Here is a 13,651-nt window from a genome sequence, read left to right on the forward strand (position 1 = left end):
TGGGTGACGGCCCTGCGGCGCGTGCCTCTGATCGTCTGGGTGTTCCTGCTCGTGCCGCTCGTCGTCGAGGCGTTCTGGGTGTTCTGGCCGGCGATGAACTCGTTCTCGCTGTCCTTCACCCGGTGGAACGGTATCGGTGCGGCCGAGCCGGTGGGACTGGGCAACTACCAGGACCTGATGTCCGACCCCACCTTCCAGACGGCTCTGCGCAACAACGTCATCTGGGTGATCGGCTTCGGCGGTCTCTCGGTGGTGATCGGTCTGGCACTGGCGGTCCTGCTGAACCGGCCCGGGCGGGGTATCGGGTTGTACCGGGCCGCGATCTACCTGCCGATGGTGTTCTCGCTCGCTGTGACGGGCCTGTTCTGGCGGGTGCTGTACTCCCCCGACGGCCTGGTGAACTTCTCGCTGGACTCACTCGGGCTCGGCGCATTGGAGCGGCAGTGGCTGGCCGACCCGGACGTAGCGCTCTACGCCGTGCTGGTGGCGGCGGTGTGGCGGCAGGTCGGCTACATCATGGTGCTCTACCTGGCCGGTCTCAAGGGTGTGGACCCATCGCTGGAGGAGGCCGCTGCGATGGACGGCGCGAACCGCTGGCAGCGGTTCACCCGCATCGTGATGCCACAGCTGCGCAGCGTGAACGGCGTGATCTTCGCGGTCACGGTGATCGACTCGCTGCGCACCTTCGACATCGTCTGGGCGATGACCCGCGGCGGTCCGTACAACTCCACCCACCTACTCAGCACGTACATGTTCGAGCAGGGCTTCACGTTGGTGAACCTCGGCTACGGGTCGGCGATCGCCGTGGTGATCTTCGCCCTGGCGATCGTGTTCATCATCAGCTACCTGGTGCGTTCGATCCGGCAGGAGGACTGATGTCTGCTCCCACACTCGCCCCCACGCGCCGGCACCGCCGTGCCATCGGCGAACGCTCACCGTGGTTCCACGTGCTGATGGTGCCGTTCACGCTGCTCTGGGTGGCCCCGATGGTGTTCGTGCTGGCCGTCTCGTTGCGTCCGTTCTCCGACATCGTCGCGCGCGGGCTCAGCGCGTTGCCGACCACGCTGAGCTGGGAGGGCTTCGAGACTGCGCTCACCACGGGCGGGATCGGCGGTGCGCTGCGCAACTCGGCGATCGTGACGGTCGTGGCCGTGGTGCTGTCGCTGTTCCTCGCCTCGCTCGCCGCGTACGCGCTGAGCCGGTTCCGGATCCCGGGCCGCACCGTGATCCTGCTGCTCATGCTGGCCGGGAACCTCCTACCACCGCAGATCTTGCTCATCCCGGTGGCGAAGATCACCGAGGCCTTGGGCATCTACGACTCGCTGTTCGCGCTCATCATCGTGCAGGTGGGCTTCGGTCTCGGGTTCTACACCTTCGTGCTGCACGGGTTCATGCGGGCCCTGCCGAACGAGGTGTTCGAGGCGGCTCGCATCGACGGTGCCGGGCCGGTTCGCATCTACGCGCTCATCGTGCTGCCGCTGGCTCGGCCTTCGCTCGCGGCACTCACGGCGTTGGCGACGACCTGGATCTTCAACGACCTGATCTGGGCGATGACCGTGTTGCGCACCGAGGACAATTTCCCGATCACCGCGGCGCTGCTGAACCTGCAGGGCGGGTTCGTGAGCCAGTGGAACGTGGTGGCCGCCGGTGCGGTGATCGCCGCGATCCCCACCGCCGTGGTGTTCTTCATCTTCCAGAAGCAGTTCGTCTCCGGGCTGCTGGTAGGAGCGAACAAATGAGCAGTCCTGATCTCCGACTGCCGACGGCGTCCGGCGCGCTGGTCTTCGACGTCACCGAGGCCGGGCTCATGCTGGCGCGGTGGGGACCGGACACGGGACCATCCGCCCACTCGCCTTGGTCCCCACCCGAGCACCTGCCGTTCCTCACCGCCGCCGACGCGACGCCGTCGGTGCTGACTGCGGCCGGGACCAGGCACGTGCATCGGGGCGAGCTGATTGTGCACCGTGGCGATGGGCACTCCGGGGTGCGCCTGGTGCCGGACGGTGCCCCCAAACTGACCGATGACGGCACGCGCACGCGACTGTCCGCCGTCTGGCAGGGAGAGGACCTGCAGGTCACGATGCACGTGGAAGCCAATACCCAGCACGACGCGGTGGCGCAATGGGCCGAGATCGACAGCACGGGTGCGGATCCGGTGTGGTTGATCCGGGCGTTCGGAGGTGCCTGGGACCTGCCGGTGGGCCCAGGCGCTCGCGTCGGGGCTCTGGTCGGAGCATGGAGCCGGGAGCTGACGCCGGTGACCGTGGACCTACCGGCGGGCACCTTCGCGATCGGCAGCCGGCAAGGTGTCACCGGGCACACCTACGCGCCGGTGGTGACCGTGCAGCCACGTGAGGGTGCCGGTGCCTACGCTGTGGCACTGGCGTGGAGCGGGTCGTGGTCGATGACCGTCGACGCTGTACCGTTCACGGACCAGGTGCGGGTGGGAGCCGGCACCGACGACGAGACCGGGGTGATCCTGCTCGAACCTGGCGCCACATTCACCACACCCCGCACCTATGCGATCTGGGCAGACGATGCGGCGGACCTGCCCATCGCGTGGCACCGATTTCAACGGACTGAACTACGCCGGGCCGGACCTGCAGGCGCGGAGCTCCCGCATCATCCGGTGGTCTACAACTCCTGGTACGCCACCGAGCTCGACGTTCGGGCAGACCACCAGCTCGCTCTCGCCGAGCGTGCTGCCGCGCTCGGTGCCGAAGTGTTCGTGATCGACGACGGGTGGTTCCGGGGGCGGACCTCGGACTCCGCAGGCCTGGGTGACTGGCACGTGGACCGGACCAAGTTCCCGGACGGGTTCACCCCGCTGATCGACGGCGTACGCAGCCACGGCCTGCGCTTTGGGATCTGGGTCGAGCCGGAGTGCGTGAATCCTGACAGCGATCTGTACCGGACACATCCGGACTGGGTGTACCGGGCCGGCGACCGGGTATTGGTGACCTCTCGGAACCAGTACGTGCTCGATCTGGGGAGGCCCGAGGTGGAGCAGTTCGTCGCGACGATGTTGCGGCGCCTGCTGAGCACCCATGCGATCAGTTACCTCAAGTGGGACATGAACCGGCCGGTCAGCGACGGGGGCCGGCCAGGTGACCCGCACGGGCGGGAGTGGTCGATCCAACACACCCGCGCCTACTACCGGCTGCTGGACCTGGTGCGCGCGGAGTTTCCGCACGTTACCTTCGAGGCCTGCGCCTCCGGTGGAGGTCGCACCGACCTGGAGGTGCTGCGCCGCAGTGATGTGGTGTGGGCCAGCGACGAGACCGGGCCGCGGGACCGGTTGGCGATCCAGCATGGCTTCCTCTCCGCCTACGCCGCGAGCTGGATGAGTGCGTGGGTGACCGATGAGCCGGACCGGCTCGATACCGCCGGTGAACCAGTCAGCCTGCCGTTCCGGTTCCTGGTGGCCATGTGCGGGGTGCTGGGCGTGGGCGGGGATCTGCTCGCGTGGCCGGAGCAGGACCGGAAGCTGGCGGCCTCGCTGGTGGTGACCTACCGGCAGATCCGGGAGGTGGTGCTCACCGGTGAGGCGCACCGGCACGGCGACCCAGCGGATCCGCAGTACGCCGTCGAGTACCGGACCTCCGAGCGGCGGGCGGTGATGGTCTTCACGCGTGGCGGACACCGGGCGCCGGTGCGCCTGACCGGCATCTCAGCTGGGGCTCAGCTGCAGACGCTCGGCCCGGACGGCGCACTTCACGACGCTGCAACGGTCACACCAGAGCAGGCGACCGATGGCCTGTGGGCGGCGCATCGAGCAGCGGGCGATGCAGACCTGCTAGTGGTTCAGGCCCCGCGCTCCAGCTGATCTCCGGTGTCTCGCTCCACCAGCCGTCCGGTGACGAACTTGTGCACCACGCTGGAGATCAACGTCTGATAGGGAATCCCTTCCTGGAGCGCACGGGTCTGGATGTCACTCAGTTCCGCAGACGACAAGCGGAGGTTCACCCGCCGGTCCTTGGTCCCCGTGGCACGCGCCACTTCCCGAAGCCGGTCCAGTTCCTCCGCCTGGGCTCAAGTAGTCCCGAGTGGCCTTCCTGCTCGGGATCACCGTCTCCAGGAAGAGATGGTCGTCATCTTCCACGTAGGGAACCAGGTACGCGTATCCGTCGCACGCCACCACCATGATGCGTTGGTTCGGATAGCGATCATCGGGCCAATGTGTGCCTTCTGTCATCACCACCCGCGATGGCGGAACCTGACCTGCTTCCCGGGGAGTACGTCGAGCAGGAACGGGTGTGCGGGCCGGATGATCGGCGTCCGCGGTCGGCATCGCATCCGTGGCCGCGCCCACGGCGAGTACGTCCAGGCCTTCGCTGGCAGTGGGCCGAGACCCGAGAGCACATCGTGACTGGCCGCTCTGAGCATGCGCGGCACATCCAGCCCGCCCCGCACGGCGAGGTAGCTACGCAGCCCCCACGGCGGTGGTGTACTTCATCTTCCAGAAGCAGCTCGCCTCCGGGCTGCTGGTCGGAGCCAGCAAGTGAGGGTCGCGACGGCACCCCGCCTGGGCAGATTCAAGGAACAACGATGTAGTACTCAAGGTCGCTCGGACATCCAGCCGGGATCGACGTGGAACCGCTCAAGCTCGCCACCTGTCCGCCCGCCAGTTCGATCTCGTCACCAATCGCATGCATCGAGCCGTCGGCGAGTAGAACACGCTCGCCGTCAGCATCCCACTCGGTCCCGTCGGGATATACAGGCACGAGTGTCTCGGAGTCTGTCTGGTAGACGACGCACCCGCCCTGCAATTGGAGGGCCCCTCGTGTGAGCGCGCCGAAGCCCTCTGAATTCGCTCCCGTATCGTAAATTGCGATCGGGGACATAGAAATATCAGTCGCGGTAGGCGAGCACCCCCCTGCGAACACAATCATCACCGCAATCCCAAGAGCTGCTCCGGCCATCCTCAGGGGCCAGCGCCGCGACTGGGACTGCCGCACTTGACCATTCATGGCGCCATCAAGAGTGACGCACCAGAAATCGCATTGAGGTAGTCGGGCGCCATCCAGAACATGTAGTTGCACCCTGAGGCCGTGGTACCACTCGAACTCTGGCCCTTATACCAGCCATACGCAGACCCTCCTGAGAAGACCGGCCCGCCGCTATCGCCTGGGTAGCACTCAAGGGAGGGACCTTGCGCTAGGACGAACATGGGGTTGCAAGACGTACCTCCGCATGCGCCGGAGTAGGTGGGGGTGTAGGACACTGTGGTGACGGTACCGCAGGAGTATCCCGTAGTCTTACCTCGATGACAGATGTAGTCACCTGCCTGGTTGACGCGCAGAGTCCGGCTCGTCACCTGCTGGGTCGAAGACGTGGACGAGCCGTGAAACGCCCAGCCGGGCGTCAGAGCTGTCGTGTGCCACTGAATGTCAGCAGTTTTTGTGAGTGCGCCGGACTGATACGTCGTGGATAGCCAGGTCGTCGAACTGAAGGTCCGATAACTCTGACTATTGCCACAGTGCGCTGATGTGGTCATTCCACGCTGTCCGTACACGACGATGTTGAAGCCTGCGGTACACGTGGACATTCTAAATCCACCACGGTACCCGTCAGCGCCCGGCGCAGCATGGTATTCGACCCGGACGCGAACCTCAACATCACCAACTTCTTCGACAACGAGCGATTGCGATACGTAGGTCGTGCGCTCACCCGACTCGTCAGGGGGCCACTGCGCTAACGAAGAACTCGTCGGCTGCGAGATCGTACCCAACCCCTTGAACCTCGCCGTGTACCGACGACTCAATGGCAGGGCGGTGTTCCATGAGCAACTCTTCGATCTGCGCCTCGGTGAGGGTTCGACTCGTGTCGATTCGAACAGGAGCAGCGTCGGCAAGGCCGGATCCTGCGATCAAATCCTCCACTGGTTGCAATTCACGATCCCCCACCAGGTAGACCGTCACGCCGAACTCGGGCTCGTGCGTAGTCAGAACTCCGAGGTAGGTCGAGGGCGCTGCTGCAGCGATCTCTTCCAAGGCAGCGTCGGAAGCGCGCTGGAACGAGAGTCGATCGTGTGCTTCCTGGAGCGAAACCCCGTAGTCCCGCGCATAGTGTTCAGCATCAGCAAGAACGGCTTCCTCAGGAGTAATCTCGGGCCCCGCATCGAACTGATCTGCGCCGGTCGTTGATACGCCACCCTCACCGTCTTCCGCCCATGAAGGGGCAATGAAAATGCTGTTGACCAGCAGTATGCCAACCCCCACCCAAGCGAGTCGCCGTACCTGATGGTCTACCCCCGCAACACTCGAGTGATTGGGCGAGCGACTTCTACCGTTTCTCGCCTCTGGACATCTCGCAGATCTCCGCATCGAACTTCCTCTCTGAAGTCGGGGCACACTCCATGTGCCCGCGCAGTTACTACTACATGTCCGGACCAACGGCACCGATTACACCTGTCTCACGATGTGATACACATGGAGGGCAGACTCGGGAGCGGATCCCTCACAGCATCCGGGTCAACAGCACGGCTGCGTCAGCCGTGACTTACACGTCTGCCCACCACGCTCACCCGGGCCGGTACACGTCAGCTCGATGCGCCACACGGATGACAAGCAACTCCGATGTCGCATCGTCGAGCGAGAAAATGACGCGGTAGTCGCCGCGACGAGCGGACCGGTACCCCTCCAGCTCACCGGCGAGCGGCTTGCTCATCCGTTCCGGGTTCGTCGGCAACGTGACCGTGATGAACTCCACGACGGCGCCGACAATCCTGGGCGGCAACCGGTCGAGCCCACGCACCGCACTGGGCGCGAACTGGACCTCCCAGGTCATCGGGGCGGCAGACCGTACCGCGTCCGGACGTCGTCGGCGCTCATCGTCGACGACTCCTCGACCGACCGCCGTGCTTCGGCGATGTCCTCCCGGATGCCGGGCTGGGAGAGCCAGAAGATCGTCTCGCGGAGCGAGTCGAGATCGTCCTGGCTGATGAGCACGGCAGAACCGCGCCCGTGCCGCGTGATGCGGACGATCTCGTGCTCCGTCTCGACCTCGTCGAGGTAGCCCGAGAGCTTGTCCTTCGCGTCGCTCAACGTCACCGTCTTCATCGACCCAGGATAACCCTATTCATAACCTTTGACTAGCCATATTTATGGCCAGTGATCGGCTAGTCGTTCACCAACCCCGGTGCCGGAACCTGACCTGCTGCCCGGGCCGCACCTGCGCGGAGGCATCGGCGGCGGCCTCGGTGAGCACCCCGATCACCGGGTAGCCGCCGGTCACCGGATGGTCGGGCCCGAAGATCAAGGGTTTCCCGTCCGGCGGCACCTGGACGCTCCCCCGCACCACACCTTCCGACGCAAGCTCACCGGACCGTGCCCGTTCCAGTACCGGGCCATCCAGGCGCACCCCCACCCGGTCACCGGTGTCGGTCACCGTGTACGGCTCGGACAGGAACGTCTCCACCGCCTCGGGTGTGAACCAGTCCCGCCGCGGCCCGGGCAGCACGTCGAGCAGGAACGGCGTGTGCGGTGCGCCGTGCGTCACGTCGGCGGTCGGCACCGGACCGGACGGTGTACCGACAGAGAGCACATCCCCTGCCTGCACCGGCGGCGGCCCGAGCCCGGAGAGCACGTCGTGACTGGCCGAGCCGAGCACGCGCGGTACATCGATTCCTCCCCGCACGGCGAGATAGCTGCGCAGCCCCCACGGCGGGGTGCGCAGCATCAGCTCGGCCCCGGCGGGGAGCATCACCACTGCCCCGGGCGGGTGCACCATGCCGTCGGCCCTCAGCGGCGCGGGCGCCCCGGCGAGAGTGACAAGCACCTCCTGCTCGGCGCGCAGATGCAGCTGGCCCAGCATCACCTCCAGGGCGGGTGCGCCGTCGGGGTTGCCGAGCCTGCGGTTGGCGGCCACGAGGGCGCCGCGGTCGGCGGCCCCTGAGGCACTCACCCCGGACGCTGCATGGCCGGCGCGGCCGAGGTCCTCGATCAACACAAGTCCGGCATCAAGCACCCGCAACATCAGCCCACCTCCCGGAACCGGACCCGGGTGCCCGCACGCAGCAGCGCGGGCGGGTCGGCCTCGGGGTCGAAGAGCACGGCGTCGGTGTGGCCCAGCAACCGCCAGCCACCCGGTGAGGATCGCGGGTAGACGGCCGCCCTATCTCCGGCGATCGCGACCGCACCGGCGGGAACCGACGTGCGCGGGGTGTCCAGGCGAGGCACGTGCAGGGCCGGGTCGAGCCCGGAGAGGTAGGCGAAACCGGGTGCGAACCCGAGGAAGTCGGCGGTATAGGTGGCACGAGTGTGCCGGGCGATCACCTCGACGGTGCTGAGACCGGTCATGCGGGCGACCTCGTCGAGGTCCTCCCCGTCATAGTGCACGTCGATCACCACCTCCTCCCCGGTGTCGGCGGCTGAGGCCCCCTCGGGGGTGAGGTCAGCGGCCAGGGAACGGACGCCGTCGAGGGCTTCCGGTGCGCAGGTGAGGAGCACCGTGCGGGCGGCAGGCACCACGTCGATCACGCCGGCGATCTGCGCGAGCGCACGGGCGAGGGCATGGACGGCCGTGGAGTCCTCCACCTCGATCAGCAGGGCGCGCTCACCACTGGGCAGGATCCTCATGTGAACGGCTCCGGGCTCAACCCGGCCGCGTCGAGAACCGCCCGCACCCGGCGGGCGATGGTCACGGCGTCGGGGGTGTCGCCGTGCACGCACAGGGTGCGCACGTCCAGCGCCACCCGGTTCCCGTCCACGCTGGGAAGCTCACCCGTGCGCACGAGTCCGGCCACGCGGTCAGCGATCAGCGCAGGGTCGTGCAGGACAGCGCCGGGCTCCCCACGGGGCACGAGAGCGCCGCCGGGGGTGTAGGCACGGTCGGCGAATCCTTCCGCCACGCAGATCAACCCGGCAGTGCGGGCGAGGTCGAGCAGCACGCTCCCCGGTGCCCCCACGACGGCGAGACCGGCGTCCGCGGCGGCCGTCACCACGGCACGGGCGTGCTCGCTGTCGCGGGTGGCCGCGTGGTACAGGGCTCCGTGTGGCTTCAGGTAGGTCACCTGACCCCCGACGGCGGAGGCCGCCTCGACCAGGTCTCGCACCTGAGCGCGCAGGTGGGTGGTGAGGGCCTGTTCGTCGATGGCGACCGGTCGCCGTCCGAAATTCTCCCGGTCGGGGTACGCGGGGTGCGCCCCGATCCGCACGCCGCGGGCGACGGCCGCGGCGCAGGTGGCGATCATGGTGTCGACGTCGCCGGCATGACCGCCGCAGGCGACGTTGGCGCTGGTCACGATCGCGAGCATGGCGGTGTCGTCGCCGACGTCTTCACCGAGGTCGGCATTGAGATCAAGGGCGTGTGTACTCATCGCTCCGGCGTCCAGCCGCAGTAGGAGACGAAGTCCGGATCCTGATCCTGGAGGTACGTCACGAAGTCCCAGCCGTCGACGGACTCGCTCATCCAGGAGCCGCCCGCCTCCTCGATCCCGGTCTCGACGATCACCGGCGGCACGTCGGGCGAGGCCGCTTCGAGCCCTGGTGCGACGTTGACCTCTCCCGGATCGTCACCGGGGCCGAGCATCGGCAGGCAGGCTCCGCCCCAGGAGTCGAATGGGTCAGTCTGCACCAGCCAGGGCTCGCCGGTCTCGTCATGGTCGATCTGCACGGTGCGGGTGACCTCGATGGTGGCGCCGTCGGCGCAGGCTGACTGCCATGCCATCTGCGCCTCGTCGACCACCACCCCCACACCGCCGGGTGCCGGGGTGATCTGGTGGACCTGGGTGGAACAGTCCCCGGCCGCGGCGAGCGGGAACGGGTACTGCGTGAGCTTCTCGCCGTCGTTGAGCCAGGCGAACCATGTGGTGCTCACCCACTCGTAGGTGCCCTCGCTCACGTCGGCTTCAAACGTCAGCGGGGCCACGACGTCCTCCAGGTCGTCCCCGTCGAGGTCGACGTACAGGGCATCCTCGAGCGCCGTGACGTAGCGACCCGGCGCTCCGCGCTCCCCGGCGGCCTCGCCGTCGACGAGTTCAAGGGTCTCGGGCTCGTACCAGAGGTCCCCAGCCTCCCATTCAGCGTTGGCGAGGTCGACGCTGCGGGGATCGAACGGCTCCGGGCTCGGGCTGGGAGACTTGGTTTCGGAAGGATCGGAGGGCTCGGGTGAGGGCGCGTCAGAGGTCGGTGCCGTCGTGGTCGGTTCCGGTGCCGGGTCCTCACCTGTGGAGCAGCCCGTCATCACGATGGCAGCAACCGCCAGCAGCGCTGCAAACCCACGTGTGCGCATTGCTCCCCTCCGGTCGTTCTGGCATGACTCAGCCTACGTCGTCGACGAACGCTGCCCGTCGTGCCGCCCGGCGTAGGGTCACCAACACCGCATGCCCCGCCACGGCGATCCCCAGCACCGTGGTGATCGCCCGGGTGAGATCCCAGGGCAACGACGTCACCACGCTGTAGGTGAGGAACCGGCCCAGATTCTCCGTCACTGTTGCCCCGGGTACGAAGGAGATCTCGGTGGCCCCGCCGAGCAGGAACGGCCAGAACGAGAGGTTCATCGCCACTCCGAACAACACCGAGGCGATCGCTCCGTAGAGCGCCAGCATCACGAGTTCGGTGATGCCGCGCAGCGGCATGCGTCCGATCCGCTGGGGCAGCAGCCCCGCGCCCAGCCCCACCCACGCCGCACCCAGCATCTGGTAGGGCAGCCACGGCCCCACCCCACCGGTGAGTAGCGCAGAGGCGAACAGGGTGGTGCCACCCAGCAGGAAACCGAACCCCGGCCCGAACACTCGGCCGCCAAGCACGAGCAGCACGAACACGGTCTCCACTCCCCCGGTTCCTGCCGCGATCGGCCGGATCAGCGCCCCCACCGCCGCCAGCAGGCCGAGCATCGCCACCGCACGGGTGTCCATGCCACCGTCGCTGACAGCAACCGCCACCACCAGCAGCGAGGCGGCCAGCACCACACCGAGCACGATCGGGGCAGCCGTCTCGTCGTCGAGTGCGGCACCGGCGTCCAGGAACAGCGGCCACGCGAAGGCGAGCACGCCCAGCACACTCACTGCGGCCAGTGCGAGCGCCAACCGTGGCGAGACCGGCACGGCCGGTGGGCGCCTCGTCATGGCGATGCCTCCATGCCGCTCGCCGCCAGTGCTGTGCGAATCTCGCCCACCGTCAGCCACGGCTGCGGGCTGAGCACCTTCGCCACCTGCGGGGCGAGCAGGGCCGAGTCGGCCAGCACGTCCCGCACCGGGCCATCGGCCACCACCAATCCATCCGCCAGCTGCACCACCCGATCGGCCACCTGCGCCACGAACTCCACATCATGGCTGGCCACCACCACCGCGTGACCCGCATCCGCGAGACCGTCCAGCACCACGACCAGGTGCTCCTTGGCGGCATAGTCGAGCCCGCGCGTGGGTTCGTCGAGCAGCAGCACCTGCGGACTGCGCGCCAGCTGGATCGCCACCGCGAGCGCCAGCCGCTGCCCCTCGGAGAGATCGCGCGGGTTGGCGTCATCGTCGATGCCGGGCACGAGTGCGTCCAGCAGCGCACGGGTGGTCCCGGGCTCGACACCCGCGTCGGCATCGGCGGTGCGGCACTCCGCGGCCACGGTGAGCAGGTAGAGCAGATCCTCAGGCGACTGCGGCACCAGCGCCGCCTGCTCGAACCCGCGCACACGCCCACTCTCGAGCCGCTTCGCCCCAGCGAGCGCCCACAGCAGCGAGGACTTCCCGGCACCGTTGCGCCCCATCACGGCGGTCACGTGCCCAGAGCAAACGTCGAGGTCGATGCCGTCCACCGCGATCATGCGGTCGTAGGCCACCCGCACCCGCTCGGCGGTCAGCACGACCTCCCCGGGTTCACGCGTGGGGAGCACAGGCGAACCGAGGTGCTCGCGCAGGGGTGCGCTGCGCCGTCGTGCATCCCGCACGGTGAGCGGCACGGGTTGCCAGCCGGCCAGGCGACCCAGCTGCACCACCGGCGGTGCCACGGGGGCGGTGGCGAACACCTCGGCAGGGTCACCGGCGTGGGCGCGGCCGCCGTCGAGGGAGATCACCATGTCCGCGAATCCGACGACACGTTCGAGCCGGTGCTCGGCGAGCAGCACTGTGACCCCGGCGTCGTGGACCAACCGGGCCAGGGCGGCAAGCACATCTTCTGCCGCTCCCGGGTCGAGCGCGGACGTCGGCTCGTCGAGCACCAGCACACGAGGCTGAGCGGTCAGGACAGCCCCGATCGCAACCCGCTGCTGCTCTCCGCCGGAGAGGGTGTGCAGCGCCCGGTCGCGCAGGTCGGCCAGTCCGAGCAGGTCCGCCACCTCCTCCACGCGGCGCCGCATCAACGCCGGTGCGATACCGAGCTGCTCCATGGTGAACGCGAGCTCGTCGGCGACGGTCTCGGTGACGAAGGTGGCCTGCGGGTCCTGCCCGACCACCCCGACCACGTCCGCCAAGTCCCGCGGCTGGTGGGTGCGGGTGTCACGCCCACCGACCCGCACGTTGCCGCCGACCTGCCCGCCGGTCAGGTGCGGCACCCGGCCGCTGACGGCGCCGAGCAGCGTGGACTTCCCTGATCCGGTGGGCCCGACCACCAGGCACAACTCGCCCTCTCCGACGGCGGCACTCACCTCGGTCAGCACGGGCTCGCCGGCGTAGGTGACGGTGAGGTTCTCGATCTCGATCATGTGGCCTCCGTCAGGGCGGGAACGGCGAGCGCCGCGGCGGCGACAATGCCGAGCAGCAGCGGATCGGTGCCGGCAGCATGCCCGGCCAGGGCGACCACAAGTGCGAGCCCGCCGACTCCGGCCACGATCCACGCCCGCACGCCCCACGGCAACGGCCGATAGCGGGTGCGCACCACCGCGCGGGAGGCGAGCACTGACGTTCCTGCTCCCACCGCAGCACCCCCGATCAGCAGCGCGAGCCCCAGGCCACGGGGGGCGCTGGCATCCAGCAGGGCGTAGGTTCCGGCGACGGCGGCGACCAGTGCGGTCATCACGAGCACCGTGACGCCGCGGCGGCCACCCCGGTGATCCGGGTGCACGCGGGCGTACCCGCGGGAGTCCATGGACGCAGCAAGGTCGAGCGCCTGGTCCAGCGCCCCGGCGAGCACGGGAACCAACCGGGCCGTGAAGGCCCGCAGCCCGCGCCTAGCCCCGCCGCGCAGCGACTGCGCCCGGCCGACGCGCGCGATCGCGGTGATCAACTGCGGGGTGACGGACACGGCGATCACCGCGGCGGTGCCGAGGTGGTGCAGCGACCCCGGCAGGCACCGCAGCGCCAAGCGCGGGTTCGCTATGGCGTTGACCGCGCCGAACGTGATCACCAGCGTGGCCAGGGACAACCCGGTCAGTGCTGCACTGGTGAGTCCGTCGGCGTGCACGGGTCCGAGGAGTGAGAGGTTGGTGAACCATCCGGGCAGGCCGATCTGCGGCCACGACCACAGCACCGGGCTGGAGTCCGGGAGCCCCACCACGAGATAGAAGCCCACCCGCACCGCCACGATGATCCCGCCGAGCATGATCGCGGCCGGGAACGCCTTCGCCCATGGCGAGTCCGCCCGGCACGCCACGCCCACCAGCAGCACGGCCAGCAGGATCAGCCCCGTCGCCGCTCCGGCAGGCAGGCGCACGACGGCGACCGTCACCCCAGCCGCCCAGGCCCACCAGGCCAGGGGGTGAGTGAGGGTCGCCGTCGTCATGG

At 68.4% G+C, this 13,651-nt stretch carries 16 protein-coding genes; 3 read left to right on the forward strand and 13 right to left on the reverse strand.

Annotated elements, in window-relative coordinates:
- Nucleotides 1-21 precede the first annotated feature (21 nt).
- From IM660_RS13010 to IM660_RS13020, 3 genes are read left to right on the forward strand one after another with little or no spacing between them, the layout of a single operon-like run.
- Nucleotides 22-876, forward strand: coding sequence for a carbohydrate ABC transporter permease (locus IM660_RS13010; RefSeq protein WP_246464942.1), 855 nt, complete (start codon nt 22-24; stop codon nt 874-876).
- Nucleotides 876-1,739, forward strand: coding sequence for a carbohydrate ABC transporter permease (locus IM660_RS13015; RefSeq protein ID WP_193496083.1), 864 nt, complete (start codon nt 876-878; stop codon nt 1,737-1,739). The genes IM660_RS13010 and IM660_RS13015 overlap by 1 nt, the downstream gene beginning before the upstream one ends.
- Complete coding sequence (locus IM660_RS13020; protein WP_193496085.1) at nt 1,736-3,826, forward strand: alpha-galactosidase; 2,091 nt, start codon at nt 1,736-1,738, stop codon at nt 3,824-3,826. The genes IM660_RS13015 and IM660_RS13020 overlap by 4 nt, the downstream gene beginning before the upstream one ends.
- Here the strand turns inward: IM660_RS13020 and IM660_RS13025 are convergent.
- The 13 genes from IM660_RS13025 to IM660_RS13085 form a co-directional block, all read right to left on the reverse strand.
- On the reverse strand, nt 3,805-3,966 hold the full coding sequence (locus IM660_RS13025) for a hypothetical protein (protein ID WP_210768980.1): 162 nt from the start codon (nt 3,964-3,966) through the stop codon (nt 3,805-3,807). The genes IM660_RS13020 and IM660_RS13025 overlap by 22 nt on opposite strands.
- Nucleotides 3,967-4,194: 228 nt before the next feature.
- Nucleotides 4,195-4,413, reverse strand: a complete 219-nt coding sequence (locus IM660_RS20020) for a 5-oxoprolinase subunit C family protein (RefSeq protein WP_425503833.1) — start codon at nt 4,411-4,413, stop codon at nt 4,195-4,197.
- A 122-nt stretch (nt 4,414-4,535) separates the two neighbouring features.
- Nucleotides 4,536-4,844, reverse strand: coding sequence for a hypothetical protein (locus IM660_RS13035; protein WP_193496087.1), 309 nt, complete (start codon nt 4,842-4,844; stop codon nt 4,536-4,538).
- An 834-nt stretch (nt 4,845-5,678) separates the two neighbouring features.
- Nucleotides 5,679-6,221 (reverse strand): hypothetical protein, encoded by a 543-nt coding sequence (locus tag IM660_RS13040; protein ID WP_193496089.1) that lies wholly within the window; start codon nt 6,219-6,221, stop codon nt 5,679-5,681.
- Nucleotides 6,222-6,522: 301 nt separating this feature from the next.
- Nucleotides 6,523-6,789 carry a type II toxin-antitoxin system RelE family toxin gene (locus tag IM660_RS13045; RefSeq protein WP_193496091.1) on the reverse strand — a complete coding sequence of 89 codons (267 nt, stop codon included), beginning with the start codon at nt 6,787-6,789 and terminating at the stop codon, nt 6,523-6,525.
- The gene (locus IM660_RS13050; protein ID WP_193496093.1) at nt 6,786-7,061 is read right to left on the reverse strand and encodes a type II toxin-antitoxin system Phd/YefM family antitoxin; all 276 of its coding nucleotides are present in this window, start codon (nt 7,059-7,061) and stop codon (nt 6,786-6,788) included. The genes IM660_RS13045 and IM660_RS13050 overlap by 4 nt, the downstream gene beginning before the upstream one ends.
- Before the next feature lie 67 nt (nt 7,062-7,128).
- Nucleotides 7,129-7,977: a 5-oxoprolinase subunit C family protein gene (locus IM660_RS13055; RefSeq protein ID WP_193496095.1), complete on the reverse strand. Its 849-nt coding sequence runs from the start codon at nt 7,975-7,977 to the stop codon at nt 7,129-7,131.
- Nucleotides 7,977-8,579 (reverse strand): 5-oxoprolinase subunit PxpB, encoded by a 603-nt coding sequence (pxpB, locus tag IM660_RS13060; RefSeq protein WP_193496097.1) that lies wholly within the window; start codon nt 8,577-8,579, stop codon nt 7,977-7,979. The genes IM660_RS13055 and pxpB overlap by 1 nt, the downstream gene beginning before the upstream one ends.
- A complete protein-coding gene (locus tag IM660_RS13065) occupies nt 8,576-9,319 on the reverse strand; it encodes a LamB/YcsF family protein (RefSeq protein ID WP_193496099.1) in 744 nt (247 codons plus the stop codon). Before IM660_RS13065 ends, pxpB begins: the two co-directional genes overlap by 4 nt.
- A complete protein-coding gene (locus IM660_RS13070) occupies nt 9,316-10,233 on the reverse strand; it encodes a hypothetical protein (protein WP_193496101.1) in 918 nt (305 codons plus the stop codon). The genes IM660_RS13065 and IM660_RS13070 overlap by 4 nt, the downstream gene beginning before the upstream one ends.
- Nucleotides 10,234-10,261: 28 nt before the next feature.
- Entirely contained in the window at nt 10,262-11,068 is an 807-nt protein-coding gene (locus IM660_RS13075; RefSeq protein WP_193496102.1) for an ECF transporter S component, read from the reverse strand.
- Nucleotides 11,065-12,633 carry an ABC transporter ATP-binding protein gene (locus IM660_RS13080; RefSeq protein WP_193496104.1) on the reverse strand — a complete coding sequence of 523 codons (1,569 nt, stop codon included), beginning with the start codon at nt 12,631-12,633 and terminating at the stop codon, nt 11,065-11,067. Before IM660_RS13080 ends, IM660_RS13075 begins: the two co-directional genes overlap by 4 nt.
- Nucleotides 12,630-13,649: an energy-coupling factor transporter transmembrane component T gene (locus IM660_RS13085; protein ID WP_193496106.1), complete on the reverse strand. Its 1,020-nt coding sequence runs from the start codon at nt 13,647-13,649 to the stop codon at nt 12,630-12,632. The genes IM660_RS13080 and IM660_RS13085 overlap by 4 nt, the downstream gene beginning before the upstream one ends.
- Between the last annotated feature and the right edge of the window lie 2 nt (nt 13,650-13,651).

It is taken from the genome of Ruania alkalisoli, from assembly GCF_014960965.1.
GTDB lineage: Bacteria > Actinomycetota > Actinomycetes > Actinomycetales > Beutenbergiaceae > Ruania > Ruania alkalisoli.